Below are 21,985 nucleotides of genomic sequence, written 5' to 3'. Positions count from 1 at the left end.
TTCACCCACCTCCTGACGCACCATGATAATCTCTTGCGTACATCCCTTAAATCAATAATACCCTACTGCACATTACATCATTTTTGGCTGTAAGAAGCCTAAGTGTGATGCAATTTTAATCCGGTATTAGAATATGTGGTTATAATAACGGCATCTATTTACTTAAGAGGTAATTGTAATTAAACTAATAGTATAGATTCAGATGCTGATGAAGCTAGCTAAAGTCATGAAATAAGAATAATTTTTAAAAGCATATTCATTATGAAACTCTTAACCTATTTATAATTAACGGGTTGATTCTACATTCTTATTATGAGTGCCATCTAGTAATGATATAAATCAATGTTGAATATTGCTTGCTGTCCATCTAAATTAAATGACTTCAATACAAAAAACTACCTCACATACCCCTGAATTCGCTTTATGTCTTCTGCAATAAAGTTCGAAATTGAGTTGCCTTGCTCCACAAAAAGGACAAACTTAAGTTTGTCCTTTTTTATTTTATACACATGGCTAGTTATTCCTATGCATGGCCATTTATATCATCTAAAATAAAAAAGCAACTCTTCATATATTTACAATAAAGTCAATCATATAATTATAAAACTTAGGGGGAATATTTTGCCTTAATTATGGGGAGATTAATCGACTACTCGATTGGAGGTAGTTTTATTTCTTCAATCCGTTGTTTAATTTTTCCAGTTCCAATCATAATGTCATGATGATTTATAATAAAAATTCAGTCATATTTTTTAGTGCCATCTAAGGTAGACACTCCAAAGAGCAATGCTTGTTGTTTTGTTCTATTTTTTTTCATCGGGGCCATGTAAGCAGTTCGGACTTTAATTGCCTTGTTGTTGTCAATGTAAATGCATCGCGTCTGTCAAACTTAAAGTAAACGGAATTGTCGGAAGTGGTGAGTGAAATGTCTGTTATGAAACCGTACCCATTCTTGATAATTCAGTTCGCCCATGGTCGGATTAACAGGCCTATCTAATGGTTGATTGGTAAAATAATTGTCGAAGTTCTTTAATTCAGCTTTAAGGTTGTCAATTGCCGTGGCCAAAGTAGAATGTTTAAGTGTAGGAAGTCCTTCTGTCTGCAGAACAGGAGATTTAAAACCTATCGGCATAGCGTTGTCTGTGCCGATAACAAACGCTTTAATTCGTTGCTCTTTGTCTGTCGGATAATAATGGTGTTGAGGCTCTTTTCCGTTAGAAAACCGAACTGCAAAAGCCAAATGCTCTATCATGTGCTGCGCTGTCATTATTCCAAATATTGGCTTATCGTCTGCCTGAAGTTTGCTTAAAATCTCAAATAATTTTATCCTATCTAAAATGTCAATCATTATCTTTTATTTTTTTAGCCTGCTGCCAACAATTGCATAAGGGATAGAAACATTCCCTTATTCCTATTATAGAGGTCAGATGATGTAAACAATTCCTAATTAATTTTATAGAGGTATAGCAGGTGCTGTTTATGTTCCAACCAATGCGTCCAATCGTTTTACAATGTCAGTCCAAAGTTTGTCTTTCATGCGCGTTTTGAAATAGCCAAAGTGGTCAATCTTTTTCAAGTCCAATGCTTTAGGCTCTAATTCTGTGAATGTGATGTCTCTATCGCTTTGTATGTTTCGCCAAAATGCATTTGTATTTTTTTTGTTAGATATGGTGTCATCTGATGAGTAGTAAGTATGGATAGGAAATTTGAAATTTTTAAAATGTCCTATTGGAAAGCTCTTTCCGTAGTATTTTTTGCTGAAAAACAAATCCTTTTCCCCCAGCCAATTTCGCCATTCGTATACAAATTTTGTAGAAAGGTTTTCCATAAAACCATAAGGCTTTGCTTTGATATATCCATAGATAGTAGCACTTAATGGTGCGAATATGTAAAAGAAGAAATAGGCTTTCATGCGGTACCTAAACGGCATATAAAGCCAGTAGCCAGAAGAAACAGCGATGTTGATGTTACCAACCACATTTCCCAAGTTGCTCATAAACCCTATTTGTTGGCCTCCTACACTGTGTCCGATGAGTATAAAAGGTAATTCTGGAAACCTTTTATCCAAATAACTTTTTATTGCAGGCATATCTTTAAGTCCATAATCCACATAACTGATATCAAGTTTTTTTAGGTCATCGTGTTCTTTAGTGCCACGATAATTCCAAAGGCAACACAAAAAATCATTCTCTGCTAAATATGTTAAGAATTTAAGGTAAAACTCCTTTTTTGTGCCTGTACCACAATTAAATTGAATTACAGCCTTTGGTTTTTCTGGGATAAGTAAAATGCCGTTTAATTTTACGCCATCAGCACAAAGTGTTTCAAAATTTTCTTGTTTCATTATAGTTGATTAAAGAATTGTGGAAAGATGATTTCATGGCGTTGGGAGCTGTTTTAAGGGTTTTTTTATAAAATAGCAGCTAATTCTCTAGTGATCCATACATAATTTTTTAGAGTAGAATATTGCTTTTTAATTCTTCTATGCAAAGATCAAAATCGTTGGAAACCTGTTCTATTCTTGCCATTTGAACTAGTGCCATTAAGCTAGATATTAGCAACTTAGCACTTAGCCTTACGTTATGAGATGATTTGAATAATTGTTGTTCAATACCTTCTTCTATGATAGAAGTTGCCCAATCGATTACTGAGTTTGAAAAGTTTAGGAGTTGATTTCTTAGTGGTGGCTCCAAGGTATTGATATCCGATGCCATGGCGCCTACAATGCAGACACTGTTGCTTTTGGCCAATTTTTGATAATAGTAAAACAGTTTGTCAATTTTTTCTATTGCATTCTTATTCCTATTTCTATGTATAGTTTGTTTTAAGGCCAATTCATGTTGTTGTATGATGGCAATACCCAAGTCTGTTTTTGTGGGGTAGTAATAATGAATTGACGATGTTTTAATGTCAATTTGTTGTGTAATGCTTTTGTAGCTAAAGGCGTTGTATCCTTTTTTTAGCAATAAGGAATTCGCTTCAGTGATGATCTTTTGTTTCATATATAAATCTATCTACTTATAGATAGATAAAATAATAAAAAATTCTATATCTCCTTAAGATCTGCATCGCTTTTTTTGGTTGAAGCTAATGCTCGCTTCATGATTTTATTGGGTATTATGGCGCGTGTATGTATTGATGGCAAAATTTGAAATGAAAAACTTTGCTAGCATCACATGGATATGCTGCAAGAAGCTAATAATATTCTTGAGTGCGCGAGTCTCTTTTACTGCGATACATGGGGCTACCCTATTGCAGCCCCATTTTTGTCACTTTTAGGACTTGTTTTTTCTGAAAAATCTTTCCCATTTTCAATTTATTATAGAAACTTATTACCCAATTGTCATCTCTGTATTCTCCTTGAGCGTCACTAAATAGTGTTCGCAATACGCACAACTTATTTATACATGTACATACCTCATAATTAGGAACAAAATTGAAAAAACTAGCTTTCCTTTATTTTGAGAGTGATTCTAGTGGAAACAGTTTCACCAATACAATTAAATACAGCTGTTATTTACTTGTTGTGAATCTGATTTGTAGATACGAGGTATATTTTGGTTGTTTTCTGTTTTAATACAGTGTAAATCGGGGTTTCTATCAACATGAATCTCTAATAATTTTTGGTTTTTACTTAAATCCAAACTTTTAAGCTTATTGCTAGAAATGAAAAGGTAAGTTAAGCTGTCGTTATGGTTTAAATCAATGCTTGTTAGCTTATTATTAGAAACTAATAAGGTTTCGAGTTTAGTGTTATTATCAAGGTTTAATGAGGCAAGTTTATTCGTTGTTAAAAGCATGCTTTTTATCTGTGTACACTTACTAATGTCAAGAAAAGTTAAATCATTATCAGTTATACGAAGTACCTCAAGAGACGTATTTTTTAAGGTAAGCTCTTCAAAGTAATTGTATGATAGGTCTAGCTCTAGTAAGTTGGTAGCATGTTCTAAACCGTTTATAGCTGATAAATTGTTAGCTTCTAGCTCTACTTCTTTTAAATTCTTATTGTTACTTAAATCTATTGTATTTAGCTTGTTTGCTGTCAGACTTAAAAATTCAAGTTTATCATTTTTACTTAAATCAATTTCTGAAATATCATGTAGTGGTGCAGATAAAAATGTAATGTTTGTGAAACCTTCAATTCCTGTTAAGTCTTTAATGCGCCCAAAAGAAGCAGAAAATTGTAAGTTTAGTTTTGTTGCTTTTTGAGCATCAGAAGTAAGTATTTGTTGGTTAACTTTTTTGTCTGAATCTACTCCTAAATCGATTAGCATGGACTCAAATACACTGTCAGGAATGTTTATATAGTTGTTGGAGGTAGGGGTGTCATCATCAGAACAAGAAAAGCTTACTAATGCTATGCATACTAGTGTTACAAAAAGTCTTATTGATTTCATTTAAAATTAGTTTTATAAAATTTAATTGTTCGCGTTGAACTATTGAATTCACGGGCTCCGAAATGGAAATACACACAACATCTTCATACTTGAAGATTCATGTCCTTTACGCATCTAATATAAGATTAAATTAAGTAAAAATATTATTTTTATATGCGTTTTGTTTCTTGTTAAACCTGTAAAGCTATATGTTATAGCAGGTATATGGCTTAATTATTTGTATATCAATCGGATATAATGTGCATAATGTTCGTTTGTAAGATTTAATGTTTTAAACTCTCAGTTGACTAAATATATTCTGAACAGCTACTATTTTGGTAATAGGTCTTCTTTAGAAAATCAAGAGTTTTTGCATCTGCATAATAAATTCACCTTAGCCAGAGTAAATACTATTAATAATGAATAAACCAACGACTTCATTCAGTCGCTGGATGGTCGTACTAATTGCCTATATCTATTTTAACATACGTTTTTGGGTTTTGAATGCTTCATCAAGCGATTGTTGAATGTAATCGATTCCTTCCATAGCTTCTTTAGTTGAAGCTCTTTTCACTACCTCTTCCTGGTCTGTAAAGTCAACTTCTTCTACCCTTTCGTTAATCCACCAAAGATTACCGAATGGATCTATTACTCTACACACTTTCTCTCCAAACCATAAAGGCGTTATGTTGGTCACGGATACCGCTCCGTGCTCCAACGCTTTATTGTAAGCATTTTCAATATCTTCAACATATAAATTCATATAACTTGGTGTAGTGGGCCATCCCTCTCTGGAGTCAAAAAGTAACAGCATGGCATCACCGATTTTAATTACGGCATGGATAATTATTCCTTGTTGATTTCTGATAATACTGTTTGGTATTTCTTCAGCACCGAAAGACAGTTTTAAAAATGATATTAACTTTTCTGATGATGGGGAAATTATCCATGGTGTAACTGTGGTATAGTTTTCTGGCACTATGGCAATTTTCTTTTGCTTTTGGCTTAACATAGTTTAATTATTAAAGTGATGTCACAAAGAAAGTGACGGATGGTGACAGCCTATTGTCATGGGTATTGAAGAAAATTCTTGATAACTGGCTGGCGCGCTAAAAAGGTTTCAGAAATAGCTTTCTAAAGCTTTAATATTATTTAATCCAAATGGCGGAAGTCTTTTTTAGCATTTTGTTAAATGTCCCTGAACATGCTAAAGCTGACAGATATTGTTTGGGAATTTGCTTCTCTTCCAAGTCAGTGGCTAAAAATTGTGACATCAGACAGGTTCTTAAAGAGGTCTCAGTCAGGTGAAAAGTATTGAGTGGGCACACAACTATTTAAGCGTACCAATTATGGCTAAAGCCTAATATGTTGAATTAACCTGCTCTAAGATTGCTTAATTAAGACCTGTGCAATGTATTATCAAAACCAATTCCTTTATGTAATAATTGATTAAGCGTTAGGTACTTATTGATGATGTGTAATGATGATAAGTTCAGTTCCCTTCCTATTTCTACTTTTCAATTTACATGTAAGTTATTATATAAATTCAAGAAATAATATGGAATAATAAATCTTACCTTTGCCGATATAATTTAATTTTATGCTTTGTTTATGTTCTCGGCCTTTAATTTTTTAACGAAGAGTAAAATTATTCTCTTCATTTTTTACTTTACATTTCTCACAGCAGAGGCACAGATTGAGTATTATTCTTTTTCGGTTGGAGGGGACCCCTTCTTAATATACTCAGACTACACACTTGGTGAATTAGGTGATCCTTGGAAGGTTTTCGTTAATGAACAAACTGCCATTAATACTGATTCTGTTACCGGCACTGGCTACGAGGTGGGTTTTCCTTTCTATTTTAGTGGAAACTATTTTGATCGTATTTCCTTTTCCAACAACGGATATCTGAAATTTGGGACATCTCAAACTCCATTTAGCATCCCCATTTCATTTGATAGCGTATTTTCCTCTAACTCCTCTCAATTATATAACGACATTATAGCTATAGCCAGAATCAATAATAATTTTCAACCCTATTTAAATAATATCTCAATTAGTCATTTTGGTTTTCCTGGAGAAAGAACATCTATTTTTACATTTGGATATGCAGATATTCAGTCTTTTAGAGCATTTACTCCTCAACTTATATTATTTGAAAACAATCAATCCTTTAGATTAGGTTACCGATCCTCAGAAGCTTATGGCCTGCTTGATGAAGTAGAAGAAATCACTATTGGCTTTAGAGGAAATTCTGAAAGTAAAATCATCTTACTTCAGATCCAGGAAGGGGTAAACACTTGGGACGCCCCTCAATTCACTACCGATTTAAATGCGACTTGCATGGTTAATGATAATGTTTTCATTAATCCCAGTGATAACATAGCTACTGGATGGATCTACAACTTCACCCCTCCAACCGACTTGATCCCCCCTTGCAGCAAACCATTTTATCTAATCACTTATGAAGGGTTTCCTGAAGCCCAATCTACAAGATTTTTAGATGACTCTGATTACATAGGTTACTTCAACCTGCTTGATGGGCTTTCTGAAGCTCCCACATCGAACCTTACTGTTGCTTGGGCCGCAGCCTCTGAACAAGACGCTAACTATGACATTCTTTTAGGTGTAACTGGTCAGACACCTGATACCTTATCTCTCAATCTTACTTCCAGAGAAATCAACTTGCCGCAACTTCTTCCGAATACAGAATACACTATTGAAAGAATTGCAAAAGACAGTGAAGGAAATGTTCTTTATTCTTGTCAGGCTTCTTTTTCAACCCAGATATACCCTGATTATTGCCAGCCTAGCGGCACCATTCCCGGAGGATATGAATACATTAATCACCTTAAACTCAATACGCTAGAATACAACAGAAACCCTGAAGATGAGGCACTTCCTCTATTGCCAGAAGATAAATACACTACCACTATAAAAGCCAATGAAACCTATACCTTCAACTTCACAAATAGTGTTCTCAATGGCAACCTGTACAAGTATAATGTATGGTTACACATTGATCTTAATAGAGATGGTAACTGGGACCACGAAACAGAATCTTTCCTGATGGGAACCACTGCATACAACGACAGAAGCTTAAGCAATACCATTACTATCCCCGAAAATGTAATACCTGGAAAGACCAGAATGAGAATAAAACTCACTAACTCAGCATCTACTACTCCAGGAGCCAATGAAGCCTGCGGCAATGATCTTTTTGGAGGAGGCAGACAAGACTACATCATAACGCTTGAAGCTCCTGAATCTTGCAATGGACTAGCGGTAAGCAGCACTTATCAAAGTATTAGTTGTATTAATGCGAGTAATGGTTTTATCGCATTAAAGCCTATTGGAGGGTCTGGAAAATTTAGTTATTCATGGACTCGAAATGGTACTTCCCTCAACGCTAATACGCAGCAAATCTCTAACCTTGAACCAGGTAATTATCAGGCGTGGGTTGAAGATGTAAACACTGGTTGTCAGGTGCAGACAGCGTTAATTGGCATAACACAGCCTTATCCTTTATCCTTTTCAAGCCAAATTATATCTCCGCAATGCGCTGGCTCTGAGACAGGATCTATCCAGCTTTACCCTACTGGAGGTACAGCCCCATACTCGCTTTCTATCATCCAAAATGATCAATTATTACACCTAGTAAATGGATATGACTCATTATCTCAAGATAAGCTTTTGGCTGGCTCCTACGAGCTAATTCTTACTGATGCCAATGGCTGTGACATGACACAAACCATTATGATCGAAGACCAGGTTCAACCACTACAATGTAGCTACACTATAGAAGACGCTGATGAGCAAACAAAAAGAATATTCATCAACTGTGAAGGTGGAACCCCTCCTTACCAATTTGAGTGGGAAGAACCTACCATTCTTGGGCAAGAAGTAATATTAACACCAGGCAGCTATAATGTAAATATAGCTGATAGTCAAGGTTGTAATACTACCATTGAAAGTATAGAAATACCAAACATCACCAGCACTGAAAACCCCGTTTTGTCAGACCTTAAAATCTATCCAAACCCTACTGAAAACAACCTTTGGATTAAAAGTAATGAAGATAAAAACATGAATATTTCTATCATGAGCAGCACAGGTAAAACTATATCAGAACACCACCTAGAGTTAAAAGCTCATGAGCCTTATCTATTAGATGTATCTGGACTGAAAAGTGGGGTGTATGTGATGAAGATTCCTCAGAATGGCAACTTAGAAGTAATTAGAATTATAAAATCTCCATGAAGATACTTTAAAAGGATCTATCAATTTAACCCAAAAATTTTATGAAAACTTTTAATTTATTCATCTTAATATGTGTTTTCTGCTGTATTAATTTAAAAGCCCAAGAGATATTAAAGGAACTCGAAAATGGGCAATATACTTCGGTCGGAAGTTATGATGTAATTCCTGTCAGTTCCTCTGGCAGTAATTATGCCTTAAGTATTCCTGATGGTATGAATATCGAAAATATTCAATGGTATACTAAAGGAGACTTAAGTATTGTAGGGGCTAACGATGGCCTAAGTGTTCAAGTGGCATCTACAAATATAAATGAACCTACAAAATTAGGGTATGGTAAAGGTAGGTTATATGTTAGTTATATCAACCCTGAAACAGAGCAAACATGTGGGGTTAGTGAGTTTAGCATAGATATATTTAAGTCTTTTGGCAAACAGGAAAATGTCGGTATTGTTGGTGGTTCATGTTTGCTGACCGGAGACGTTGTCACTTATTACATCGACCCGCTGGTTAGTTATAATATTAATGATCAAATAGGTATAGACTTATACGAATGGGATGTACCCAATAACTGGAATGTGCTTTCTTATAGTGTAGACAGCAGCTCTATTACCTTTGAAGTAGGCCAGCTAACCGGCAATGATGTTTTAAAAGCAGATATAGGGTTGGCGAATTTTAACGATGGTTTTACCTATGAGCTCCCATTAGCACATGGGCCAGTGTTACCTACTTTTAGTGTAGCACCGCCTGAATGTTTACCTTTAGCCGACTCTCAATTCACTGTTTCACTAAATGCTGTTGAAGGTGAAGAATATGAATGGGGTTTTGGTATAGGCTCTAGCTGGACTTTTGCTGATGGCTCTAGCCCTAATGCCCCCTCAATAACAGTAAATGCTGATAACAGGCAAGGAGAACTTACACTTAAAATAACTGGAAGCTGTAATCAACCCTTAGACACTGCCTTTGTTATAAACAGGTCTTTTGGAAGCAATAATGAAATAATTGGAGAAGAATGTGTGGAAGCAGGAAGCTATGTTACCTACTCAGTTACTAATTCAAACACCAACGTAATCTGGGATTTGCCAGAGGGCTGGAGTCACGCTGATGCAAACACAACCTTGTCTACTGTTACTTTAAAAGCAGGAGAGACAGGTGGTGTAATAACTGCTCAATCTGCTAATTGTGGTAATGATGCTTTAAGCTTTGATGTAACTATTAAACCAAACACTCCTGCTACAATCGATGGACCTACATGTTTAGAGTTTGGCTTTGATGAAGAAGTAACTTACAGCGTACCAGCTGTTGATAATGCTACCGGTTACCAGTGGACTTTTCCTAGTAGTTTCTCTCCTAGTTCAATAACTACTGCATCCCCATCAGCTACTACCACTGCTGGCTTCTTTAATGGAAACGGCTCAGTTTCGGTAATAGCCCTTGGGTGTGAAAATAGCGAATCAAGCTCATTAACAATTGCTCATGCTCCTGAAACGCCAGTTATCTCCGGACCTTCTTGTTTAACAGAAGCAGACCTGAATGCAAGTCTTACTTACAGTGTTGCTGCTCAACAAGGAGTTTCCTTTAACTGGTCACTTCCTGCAGGATGGACATTTGTATCTACTAATACCAGTCTTAATTCTGTAACTGTAGCCCCTAATGGCAATGCTGAAGGAATAGTGAGCGTGTCAGCCGTTGGTTGTACTACTACAGCATCAAGTACTTTGAATGTTTCGATGGCTACTGATGGAGGTTATGATTTTATAATCACACAGCCGTTTGGAGCTGGAATATATCAAATTACTACCTCTTCAGGCGAGTATGATTTTAGTACTTTTGATCAAATTACTTGGAGTTTAAATGGAGGTTTTGAGAGCATTAATACACTTATCTATGCTCCAGGGGTTTGTCAAGAAGGTGAAGTTTCTGTACAAATAATTGATAATACATACTGTATTAATACATCAACTTCCATCGTCACTACCTGTTCTGATCGAATTTCTGGAGGCAGTATATCAAATAGGCTTACCGAAGAAGAAGTAATTGCTAATAAAAAGCAGTTCAATGTTTCTCCTAACCCCGTTAGCAATAAGCTAAAGATAGCTTTACCAGAAACAACTTCAAACTTTACTATCAGAGTGATAGACATCAATGGAAAAGTGATAATGACAGAGCAAACAACCAACCAAAGTGAAACTCTTAAGATTGGTAGTTTAAAACCAGGTACTTACATCATATTAGCCCAAGATGGAGACCAGCAATATCTTCAAAAGATTATTAAAGAATAATTAATTATTATAAAGGTCTACATCATGATGTAGACCTTTTTCTTTTATCGCCTTGCCCTCCCCTTTTCTCCTATCTATCAGTCAAATAATGTATTGCATTAGATGTACAATCATTTGATCAAAGCGGTTAATGTAATGGCTTATTTTTACAATCTTATAGTAGTACGTATTGTGGGCGTAGGGATGCTGCTGATATCGAAATTTCTAATGATTTTATAATTGGTATTTTTTAATAATCAAATGCCAACCAAAGGCCTTGCTATCAGTTGAGAAGTAACATTAAAAAAAGAGCAAGTGTCCTTTGTTGTGTGCATTGAAACCTCCAATAATCATTGTAAGCGTATTTTTTTTTAGTGGTTTTGCGTGCTACTGAGTGTCTCTATGTGCTAGGTGTTTTATGTGATAAGGCCCGGGAGAAATAGTGAACCTGATTTTTTATTATTTTTTTTAAAATATTCATTTTTCCAATTATTCATATAATTAAAGGAGTGTGCGCACCCTTTTTTTATTTATGTAGATAGACTCCGGATTTCATAATTTCAAGTCTCATTTTTCAATTGCTAATATTTTATTACCGCATAATTTTTCATTAAATTATATAACCACAGGCAAAATATTAGAAGTTTCTGATTGTTCATAGTGCTTTGATATTTGCCTGAAATTATTTGTAAAACCTAAACCAACCACCTCATGAAACAGCTCTTGTTGATGCTGTCGGCTATGTGCCTGACAGCAACATTGGCTATGGCACAGCTCAATGTAAATTACACTATTTCACCACAAACAAATCGAAAACCAATCAGTCCACTTATTTATGGATGTAACTGGGAGCCTAATGTAAACCCAAGTACTGATGAGAATTATACACTGGTACGTATGGGAGGTAATAGGGCTACGGGTTATAATTGGGAAAATAATGCATCTAATGCAGGTGCAGATTACTTCCATGTAAATGATAATTTTTGGCCTTGGCATGTAGGTGTAACCAACTCTGAAGAACCAGGCATAGTAGTTACTACTATTGTAGACCAAGCAAAAGCATCGGGTGCTGACGCACTTATTACTTTACAAATGGCTGGGTATGTTTCTGCTGATAAGGATGGTGAGGTAGTCACCACTGCCCCTAGTCCACGCTGGTATGAAGCCGTTTACGAGAAAGGAACTGACTTTAGCCTTACTCCTGACAAAACGGATGATAAAGTTTATATTGATGAATTTGTGAATTTTTTAACTGAAAAATATGGTAGCGGAGGCCTTAAATATGCGCTAGATAATGAGCCGGATTTATGGCACGAAACGCACCCTTATATCTATCCTACTCAGCCTTCCTGTCAGGATTTAATAGACCGCTCTACGGCATTGGCCACAGCGGTTAAAAATGTAGATCCTAATGCGGAAATCTTTGGTTTATCGTCTTATGGCTTTAACGGTTATCTTTCATTTCAAAATGCTCCGGACTGGTCTACATTGCAGGGTGACTATTCCTGGTTTATTGATTACTATTTAGATGAAATGAAAAAGGCCGGTTCACTAGCTAATACTCGTTTGGTTGATGTAATAGACCTACACTGGTATCCTGAGGCTGCGGGAGATCAACGTATTATAGACCCTTCGGCCAACTCTACTAATGATAAACTAGCCCGACTTCAAGCACCTCGTGCTTTTTGGGACCCTGATTATACTGAAGACAGTTGGATCTTCGAATATTTTAGCGATTTTATGCCATTGATTCCTACTGTTCAGAATTCCATTGACACTTATTACCCAGGCACTAAACTTTCTTTTAATGAATTTCAGTTTGGTGGTTATGAAGATGTAACAGGCACTATAGCATTGGCTGATGTATTAGGAATATTTGCCAAGTATGAAGTGTATGCGGCTACTCATTGGTATGATCCGGGTAGCTTTGGGTCTTTAGCATATGAATTATATAACAACTATGACGGTGACAATGCCTCTTTTGGAGAAGTGTATGTAGATGCTGGCATGGATGATAAAATCAATAGCTCGGTGTATGCTGCTGTTAATGGTGACTCGGATGAAGAACTGCATATCATTGTATTAAACAAAAGTCTTACTTCTTCTATCAGTGGATCGTTTGATATCGCTGGCAGTATGGTTAACTATACTTCTGCTGATGTATATGCCGTAGAGGAAGGTACAGCTGCTATAATTCAAAAAAGCACCTTAAGCCTTTCTGGAAATGAGTTTGCCTATGATTTGCCGCCACTATCAGCATATCATTTTATACTTACTAGTAATGCTAGTGCTATACCCGTAGCGAGCATTAACCTTCTTCTTGATACAGCTACCATTAATGTAGGTAATTCCACAGCTCTAACTGCAGAAGTATTGCCTGCTGATGCTACTAATAAAGCCATCGTCTGGAGCTCTAGTAATCCTTCTATTGCTACAGTCAGTACCGATGGCCTAGTTGAAGCAATAACCGAAGGTAGTACTTACGTTACAGCTACTACTGTAGATGGTAACTATCAGGATAGTAGTTATATAGTAGTTACAAATGAAACTGTACCGGTAAGTGGAGTAAGCATTGCTATATCAGACTCAAGTTTGAGTGTAGGTAGTAGCACACAGGCCATAGCTTCTGTATTTCCAAACGATGCTAGCAACACTTCAGTTATGTGGGCCTCTTCAGATACAAGTATTGCTACAGTAAGTTCCAGTGGTTTAATAACAGGTTTGGGGGCAGGTACGGCTATAATAACCGTGACCACCGCAGATGGTGGCTACACCGATAATGTTACCATAATGGTGACTGAAGCTTCTGGCTTTTGTGATAACCCTGAGACAGTAGCAGTGCCCTTCTCTAAAGATGGATCAGGTGAATTTTGCTTTTTCCTCACAGGACAAGTGTCTTATATCAACTCATGGAATCTAGAATTATTAGAAATTAATGGAGTGGATTATACTAATACTTGGACTAACAGTCTGCCCGAGGCACAAAATGGAGGTTGGTACATTCATTATGTAGGAAATTATGATTGGTCACACTTGGAGGTAAATGGTAATGCCCAGCGTTTATCTGCCAAAAGCAATATCAATAAACGGTTAGCCACAAACGATGAAGTGGATAAGGTAAGTATGTACCCTAACCCCGTGGACGATCAGTATATATGGTTACAATTAAACGAGAAGCCGCAAACCAACCTGATCATTTCTCTATATGATGCTACAGGTATGCAGGTGTATAAAAAAGAGTTGTCTCCTCAAAGTGCAGACCAACAGGTTTTTAGACTAACATTAGGAAACTTGCCTTCCGGTCTTTACACAGTTCATGTAGAAACAGAACAGGATATCTATACTAAAAAGCTATTAATAGAATAAGTGAAATAGAGTCATAGGAAGTAGCTTATACCTCTGCTACTCCTGACACTACTGTATAAAATTAATGTTTAACCAAAATGAACCCTTTCATGAAATCACACCATTGTATAAAAATGGTTACGCTACTGCTGCTTTGTATTTTGTATTCTAATACTTTTGGGCAGTTGGCGAAAAACCAAAGTAAATTTCTGGGTAACACCTATACCCTTGGTCAAACCCCTTTAAATTTTGATCATTATTGGACTCAGCTTACCCCAGGCAATGCAGGTAAATGGGCCTCTTGCGAGCAAAATCGTGATGATTTTAATTATTGGCTGTGGCTAGATAGAGCCTATGATCATGCCAGAGAATTTGATATAGTTTTTAAGGAACATACCTTGGTTTGGGGCCACTCTTCCGGTGAGCCTGCTTGGATGCGAAATGTACCTCAAAATGAACAGATGGATGAAGTGCTCGAATGGTATGAAGCCCTTTCTGGGCGATATCCTGATCTGGAATTGATTGATGTTGTAAATGAACCATTACATGCACCTCCTTCATACGCTCCTGCACTGGGTGGATCTGGTGCCACTGGCTGGGATTGGGTGATATGGTCCTTTGAACAAGCTAGAATTTATTTTCCTAATGCTAAGCTGGTGCTGAATGAATATAACGTTCTGAATTATACCAATACATGTGACGATTTTCTGGAAATAGTAGAGATTCTGCAAGAAAGAGGTCTTATTGATGGCATAGGCCTGCAAGCCCATAGTTTGGAAAATATCAGTTTTAGTACCATTCAAAGAAACTTAGAAGTAATGGCAGCTACAGGACTAGATATATACATTTCTGAGTTAGATCTTAGAGGAGATGATAGCACGCAGCTGACTCTTTATCAGCAGCTTTTCCCTTATTTCTGGGAGCACCCTTCAGTAAAAGGAGTTACCTTATGGGGCTATTTGCAAGGAGATATGTGGAGAAACGAAGCTTATTTGCTAGCGGCTGATGGTGTTACAGAAAGGCCCGCTTTGCAGTGGCTTAAAGATTATTTTGATTATGAAGCGACTCCAGGCCCATATGTTATTAATACTTATGTGGATGGTGGAGGCACAGTTAACCTATCTCCGCAGCAGAGCTCCTACGCTAGTGGAACGAGCGTAACAGCCACAGCCTCACCAGAACCTGGGTACGTCTTTAGCCATTGGGGAGGTGATGTAGCAGGCTCTACAAACCCAGCTACAATTTCTGTCATATCTAATCGCTCACTAACTGCTCATTTTTCATTAGAAGGTGTGCCTGATACTGTTTCATTAAGCGTATCGGTATATGGAAATGGATCGGTTAGCCAATCACCTGAAGGTGTAAATTTTGCTGAAGGTACAGAAATAACCTTAACAGCTACTCCTGATGAGGGTTATGTGTTTCAAGGTTGGAGTGGAGGTGTAAGCGGAACAGCTACTACTGTTACTTTTACTATTGAAGAAAATACCGTTATCACAGCTACATTTATAGAAGAAGGCACCAACCCTTCATCTTGCGAGAACCCTACCCCTATTGCTACACCGTTTGCGCAAGATGGTGAAGGTGAGTTTTGCTATGTCACTTCAGGGCCTATAAGCTATATTAATTCATGGAATATGGATTTAGTTGAAATAAATGGAGTGGATTACACCAATACATGGTCTAATAACTTCCCTCCTTCTGATAATGGTAATTGGTATATTCACTGTGTAGGAAGTTTTGCGTGGTCACATGTGGAGGTTGCAGCTCCTTCGCAATTTAACAATCGAGTAATGCAATCAGTTGATAACGAAACCTCATGGTTATACCCTAACCCTGTGGAAGATGAATTGCATATTAAATTATCAGGTAATGCCGATGCATCGTACGTGAGAATATACGACCAAAAAGGTACGCTTGTTAAGCAATTGACTTCAAAAGAGCTTTTATTTAAGATTAGCTCAAGTGACTTACTGCCGGGTATTTACTTCATTACTATTCAAAATGAATCTGGCTTTATAAAGGAAAAGATAATTAAAAAATAAACGGGTTTTATTAAGAAAATCTAATTCATAGAGGTTCCAAGCAATAACTAACATAGCATTCAGTCATTGCTTGGAACTTTATTGTTTATCATTTAAGGTATTTATAAGTTAATGTATATAACAGCCGGTATTAAATGCTACGCATCAATATTAACTTCCGATATTAGTGTTTTTAGCAAATAATTAAGTAGTAATATCTACTGGTTTAAAGCCCTGATTCCCATTACATCAGCTTCTTTTTCCAGTCCCGGATTATCATTTACGGACATACCATTTACTTTGGTTGTGGGTTTTACTCGGCCTTGTGCTTGTTGCACCACATGGCTTAGTTCGTGGGGTAAGTGTTTTTCTTGGCCTGAGGCCAGGTGAATGTCACTGCCCTGTGCATAGGCGTGTGCTTGTACTGCCGCAGGTTTGGGAGAGTTATAATGTACTTTTACGTGGTCTAAGTTTATACCACTTAGGTTTTCCATTCCATTTTTAAGGCGGTCTGGTAGGCCCGTATTGTTCGGTCTTTTCTGTAGTGTTTGTTGTTGAACAATATCACGTTCAGTCGTTGGCCTTAATTGGCTTATGCTTTCATTTCTGGCGCTTTGCTGAATCTTGGCCCGTAACTTACGCTGTGCTACTGCTTCAGGTCGCTGATCTGTCCAAGAAACCGAGCTTGCTCCCTGCTTTTTGACCTGCGAAGCGGTAGGTGCGGCAGAAGTAGTGGGTTTATTTAATGGTTTATTCACCCGTGTTTGCATGGTGATTTTATAAGCAGGTTAGTAAATTTAATTAATTACATAATATAATAGCTTTTGCTTGAATTTACATCAGAAGGGTGTTTTAATTTATACCCTTGTAATCCATTGAGGGAAATAAATAAATCAAGGACAATGTATATGGGTATCAATGGAGTTGATCATTTTAAGTTGTCCTGTACAGTTTTTTGAAAGAGCATCACAGACTCCATCTACATATGCAGCTTCTTCTTCTGTTAGCAAACCGGAGCCTAAGAGCTTTGCTTTCAGATGATCGGCATACTTAATTTGATATTTAATACCTCGTTTGCATAGTGAGTCTTGCCTAATCATATACTGAATAGAATCATATATGTGCCTTACTTTAATATCACGGCTATAGCTAGATTTGTAAACCAAAAGTCGGAGACGATCAATATAGGCAGAGTCTAGGTCTCGTAATGCTTGTGTGTATATTACTCTTACTGAATCTATATTTTGCATTAGGTCAATTTTGTCGCGTTCTCTTTCTATTTTTTGCTTATTTGAATGTAATGACCTTAGCCAGAAAGCCAATAATAGAACTACTACAGTGAGTGTACCTATGGTAAGGATACGAATCATGCGCCTCATTTGATGATGCTTTTTTTCTTCAGCTTCTTTTTGCTGTAACTCCTTGTGGTAATGCTTTTCGCTCAATTGTAGATAGGTAATCGTTTCTTGGTATGTGTTGTTATAGCGTTTTGCCCATATTTCTGAAGGAGAGGCTTGGCCAAACCAAGTGAGTGTACGTTCTAGTTCTGGGTTGGTGAGTAAACCTACATTGCCTTGATTATACAATGAAGCAGCCTCACTAAGGTGGAGGTAGGTTTCGGCATTCTTTTGCTCTTCAATAACCCAGTCATTGAGGCGTTTCCACTGGTTGATTAGTCCGGAATAACGTAAAGTTATCTTTGAATATTGGTTAAGGGTTAGTGCAGAACTAACACCAACACTGGAAAGCAAAGCCAAGTGCTCTTCTACATCATAGCTTTGTATAATTTCTATCAGGCTTAGTTCTTGGGCTTCAAAAGCTGAAATAACCTCAATAATTGATTTAGGGGCAACACCCGCCAAATTGGCTATTTCCTCTACGCTTATTGCTACTGTGCTATATCCATCAGGGTGGCCGTAAACTAGTGATTTAAATAGTTGTGCACACATTTTCTGTTGTGCCTGAGTAAAATTTAAATAGATTTTTTCAGCATCTTTTTCTATTATATTTTCGAGCGCGCCTATTGCTTTTTCAGTAGTGCTGTCGAGTGCTTGTGTGTGGTTGCCTGCGGCTAACCAACTTTTTACTACTGATCTTAGAAAATACTGCAATTGATAATTGCTAACCCCACATTGCTGATATGTGGTAAGAGTGTTACTCAGCCATTCCATATCAAAAGGAATACCCGCACGGTTTAATGCGTGCCCTATGTGCTGTTGTAGGTGCGCATAATCCATTTTGGGTATCATGTACTGGCTATTATTAATTACCTCTGGTAGGCCAGAATACTGTGATGATTGATTTAAAAACTCTGATGATAGTGAAAGTACTAAGTAAACAGGAAAGGTACTGTTTCTGATAAATTTCATTAGCATCTGAATAAATTTGCCTCCCTCTTCTTTATTTGAATACATTTCTTTGAAAGCAAAAATATCTTCGAAATCGTTGATATAAATGAGTAGGTTATGCTCTTTCTTGAGAGGATATTTTTCAAATACATTGATGAGTCCTTGTGTACTTGCTTTGAGCATGGTTTCAACACGATCCGTAAAATTAGGTTCTCTCTTCCCCCCATCTAAAAATACACGCGCACGTGTAAGGGCAATAGCTATATTTTTATAAGGATCAGCCCCAGGGCGCAATTGTACAAAGTCCCAGCCACTACCCCCCTTGCCCACATATCCTTCGGAAAGCATAGGAACCATAGCGCTATTAACCAAGGAAGTCTTACCATTCCCGCGTTCTCCAATTAGGGTTACCACCATATTATGTGTAAGTCTCGATACTATCTCCTGCACCCAAAACTGGGGAATAAAGTAATAGTTTTGATAGTCAGTAGAGTAAGCATTGAAGCCAGGAAAAGGGTTGGTATATCTACTGTGATTGGTCATGTAAATTTTATTTATTTTAAATGATTACCCTTAGGAGTTTAATGAAAGTGATGGGGTTACGGATGTTTTATTCTTTGCTAAAACCGTATCAAATATTTCACTTTAAACTCAATGCCCTATTGACGGTCCAAAAAGTCTATAACTTTTATTGACAATTTATCTAACGTTTTCCATTCTATAGAAGACTTCCTTCGATATTCTAACCACTGCTTTTGGTAGTACTCAAACTGTTCCATCTGATCAATATTGAGCCAAATATAGTTGACCTCAATATGAGCAGGAATGTTCTCTCGTATACTCTTTTTAAACATCGTTTTAAAATCAGCATTAACAAAACGAGATACCCAGTCAGGCAATATGATACTCATTTTGTGGTTATAAAAACTCTTGTCTTGTCTGCGTTTTTCTTCTTTCACTACCTTCAATACTATTTTAGTTTGGCATAGGGTTGAATTAGTGTCTAATTGTTGAAAGTAATTTACTAGTTCCTCTATTTTATTATGGACCTGATGGTCTGAGTATAATACCTCATTTAATCTTATTAAGGGATTGCCCTGTCTGTCATTTAGCATGATTCCGTATTGGTCATCAGCAACATGAATGCGTTGATAATTCAGGTGATCCAAGCCTGCTATTAGAGCTTGTTCAATGATTACTTCCTGTTCCTCACGTGAGAGCGAACGTAGACTTTCTAATATGATATTGTTCTGGTTATCTAAGACATGAAAATTATATTCAATCACGCCATAGGGTCTTAGCAGGGCATGTTCTATTACGTGAAAGCCCTCGCTTAGCCGTCCTATTTTTTCAAAATAGTGTACCAGTTTCGCCACTATTTTCTTTGCGGCATCTGCAGATTGCGTTTCAGCTATTTTTACGGGTATCTGAGTTTTGTAAGGGTCAAAGAGTACAAGAAACTGTTGTTCACTCTGCTGCCTGATATAGTAGTTGGCATGTGTGCCGCCTTTAAGAAATAGGTCTTCCATATTTCTTTTGCCCTTAATTAAAAAGCGTACTTTATTATCACGAGCCTCAACGTGTCTATATTTTTGTTGCCCGTCATCTCCATAGAGTTGAGTAGTAATGTTTGCTTTGCCTGGAGGCTGAGCACTTACTTTCTTATCTTCTTTAATATGCTTTACAAGTGAACGCTGGCGGTGGTCAACCATGTGCATAGCATAGCTTACCTTGTGCTTAAATACGGGCACATTATTCTGGTCTATTGCGTCTTTATAATAATTAAATGATGTAGCGCGCTGCCGACTCAACGTTACATAATTTCTTAGTACGTCTGCTTTTAAGATCAATAGTTCGCGTAATGCCTCTTCATTTTTGTATTGGGCACTGATGTTTTTGACGCTACCCTGTGCTACTCCTGTAAAATTTTCTCCAAACCGTGCCAACAGATGATCAAAAATGCGATTTTTACGATCTAGGAAATTATCGAATTTCAACATTAAAGCTTCAAGTGCCTCTGGCGATGGATCTTTCAGTAGTTCTTTAATGTCAGGGAAATGTGTTGGCAGTTGGCTGTAGTAAGTCTTGTCTATATCATGGTTGATTGAAAACAGACGATTTATATTTTTCAACTGCATGAGATGGTTGGCCATCATTTGATCGAAAAGAAGTATATAACCTTTGAGCTGTAATGCTTTGATCTTACGTTCGCGAGGGGCGCGTTCGGGTAGCCCCAGATTGCCCACGCCATATACGGAAGGAAGCATATTCTGTACTGATGAATATTCAGTGATTTTTGAAAAATCAAAAGGTTTTACCGTTTTGTCGAACTTCCATTCTGTTTTACCACGTTGTAGACCGCGGTACTTGTCTAGCTTCACCTCATATAGATGCTGAGCTACGGATGGAGTATAGTCATAAGGCATACCATTTTTTGTAATATTAGTAGCTTTAAAATCTATAGATAACCTTACAAATTGCATCTGATCAATTTTTATGGTACTGCCATATATGCTGTTACCATTTTTCTTTACCACTAGGTTTTCCACTCCTTTTACGCCTTGAACGGATGAAATTAGCTCTGTAAGTGATGATAGATAATATTCATTGTTTTTGGGCAAAAGTTCATGACTCAGGATAAAGCCACGCTCAAATGATGGAGACTCAAATATTTTCTCTACTGGCACGCCTTTTTCTAATAATTCTTCGAATGAATAAAATTTAACCTTTGGGTTAAAATAATTATCAACACGATAAAATAAGGCAGCTAATACTTCTTCGGGTAAGGCATATGTACTAATATCTATGGTGGCAGATATACTGATGGTTATTGGCTGAAGTATTATAATGTCACAAAGATCTTCGCATAAGTTACGGTTCGCGGCATATAGGTGCCTTACCTTTTCTTTTACTTCTTTGTACAGTTCTTCTGGTACTTCATTAGCCATTTGTAATGTAATATTATACAAACCGGTAATGCCTAATACGGGCTCGGTAACAGGGGCTAGCCACACATTATTAATTTCGGGAATCTGGTCTAGAATTAAGATGCGGTAATCGTTAGGCGTTATTACTCCGCAAGGAAAAATCTCTTCAGGCCCGTAAAGACAATTGTCCTTAGAGATCTGTTGATAGTCGCTATTATAAAAAAGCAGTTTTTCAATAGCAATATTGGTTCGGTAAGCAATATCAGTGAGGGCATAGCATAGGTTTTCTAGTAGGGTTACCCCAGGGTCGTGTTTATTGAAGTCAGTCCAGATTTTGCCCGATAGCTGTTGCAAGTATTGTATACCCTCACGCTTTAACGCTTGGTAATCCATACTCTTTTTGAGCTGAGGGTCTCTGGATATGGTTTTGGACTCTGCCATTACTAC

13 protein-coding genes are annotated in these 21,985 nt (G+C 37.0%); 4 read left to right on the top strand and 9 right to left on the bottom strand.

The window, feature by feature from the left end:
- Window positions 1-889 precede the first annotated feature (889 nt).
- From ACXACQ_RS17470 to ACXACQ_RS17445, 6 genes are all read right to left on the bottom strand, one after another.
- Window positions 890-1,348: a hypothetical protein gene (locus tag ACXACQ_RS17470; protein ID WP_474977257.1), complete on the bottom strand. Its 459-nt coding sequence runs from the start codon at window positions 1,346-1,348 to the stop codon at window positions 890-892.
- Window positions 1,349-1,477: 129 nt separating this feature from the next.
- A complete protein-coding gene (locus ACXACQ_RS17465; RefSeq protein ID WP_474977256.1) occupies window positions 1,478-2,344 on the bottom strand; it encodes an alpha/beta hydrolase family protein in 867 nt (288 codons plus the stop codon).
- A gap of 109 nt (window positions 2,345-2,453) precedes the next feature.
- Window positions 2,454-3,002, bottom strand: a complete 549-nt coding sequence (locus ACXACQ_RS17460) for a TetR/AcrR family transcriptional regulator (protein WP_474977255.1) — start codon at window positions 3,000-3,002, stop codon at window positions 2,454-2,456.
- Between the two features lie 498 nt (window positions 3,003-3,500).
- On the bottom strand, window positions 3,501-4,397 hold the full coding sequence (locus tag ACXACQ_RS17455; RefSeq protein ID WP_474977254.1) for a leucine-rich repeat domain-containing protein: 897 nt from the start codon (window positions 4,395-4,397) through the stop codon (window positions 3,501-3,503).
- Between the two features lie 454 nt (window positions 4,398-4,851).
- Entirely contained in the window at window positions 4,852-5,388 is a 537-nt protein-coding gene (locus tag ACXACQ_RS17450) for a VOC family protein (protein WP_474977253.1), read from the bottom strand.
- Between the two features lie 136 nt (window positions 5,389-5,524).
- On the bottom strand, window positions 5,525-5,650 hold the full coding sequence (locus ACXACQ_RS17445; RefSeq protein ID WP_474977252.1) for a hypothetical protein: 126 nt from the start codon (window positions 5,648-5,650) through the stop codon (window positions 5,525-5,527).
- 337 nt (window positions 5,651-5,987) lie between these two features.
- Here ACXACQ_RS17445 and ACXACQ_RS17440 point away from each other — a divergent pair, with 337 nt between their 5' ends.
- The 4 genes from ACXACQ_RS17440 (at window position 5,988) to ACXACQ_RS17425 (ending at window position 16,284) form a co-directional block, all read left to right on the top strand.
- Window positions 5,988-8,636, top strand: coding sequence for a GEVED domain-containing protein (locus ACXACQ_RS17440; protein WP_474977251.1), 2,649 nt, complete (start codon window positions 5,988-5,990; stop codon window positions 8,634-8,636).
- 41 nt (window positions 8,637-8,677) lie between these two features.
- On the top strand, window positions 8,678-10,915 hold the full coding sequence (locus ACXACQ_RS17435; RefSeq protein WP_474977250.1) for a T9SS type A sorting domain-containing protein: 2,238 nt from the start codon (window positions 8,678-8,680) through the stop codon (window positions 10,913-10,915).
- Between the two features lie 690 nt (window positions 10,916-11,605).
- Window positions 11,606-14,260, top strand: a complete 2,655-nt coding sequence (locus tag ACXACQ_RS17430; RefSeq protein WP_474977249.1) for a glycoside hydrolase family 44 protein — start codon at window positions 11,606-11,608, stop codon at window positions 14,258-14,260.
- An 89-nt stretch (window positions 14,261-14,349) separates the two neighbouring features.
- The gene (locus ACXACQ_RS17425; protein ID WP_474977248.1) at window positions 14,350-16,284 is read left to right on the top strand and encodes an endo-1,4-beta-xylanase; all 1,935 of its coding nucleotides are present in this window, start codon (window positions 14,350-14,352) and stop codon (window positions 16,282-16,284) included.
- Between the two features lie 197 nt (window positions 16,285-16,481).
- Here the strand turns inward: ACXACQ_RS17425 and ACXACQ_RS17420 are convergent, their stop codons facing one another.
- From ACXACQ_RS17420 to ACXACQ_RS17410, 3 genes are all read right to left on the bottom strand, one after another.
- Window positions 16,482-17,021, bottom strand: a complete 540-nt coding sequence (locus ACXACQ_RS17420) for an eCIS core domain-containing protein (RefSeq protein ID WP_474977247.1) — start codon at window positions 17,019-17,021, stop codon at window positions 16,482-16,484.
- A 135-nt stretch (window positions 17,022-17,156) separates the two neighbouring features.
- Entirely contained in the window at window positions 17,157-19,154 is a 1,998-nt protein-coding gene (locus ACXACQ_RS17415) for an nSTAND1 domain-containing NTPase (protein ID WP_474977246.1), read from the bottom strand.
- A 116-nt stretch (window positions 19,155-19,270) separates the two neighbouring features.
- Entirely contained in the window at window positions 19,271-21,979 is a 2,709-nt protein-coding gene (locus ACXACQ_RS17410; RefSeq protein ID WP_474977245.1) for a hypothetical protein, read from the bottom strand.
- Window positions 21,980-21,985 lie beyond the last annotated feature (6 nt).

The sequence above is a fragment of the Fulvivirga sp. AWR4_260 genome, assembly GCF_056158185.1.
The sequence above is the reverse complement of the archived record's forward strand: the minus strand, read 5'-3'. Positions and strand labels throughout refer to the sequence as shown.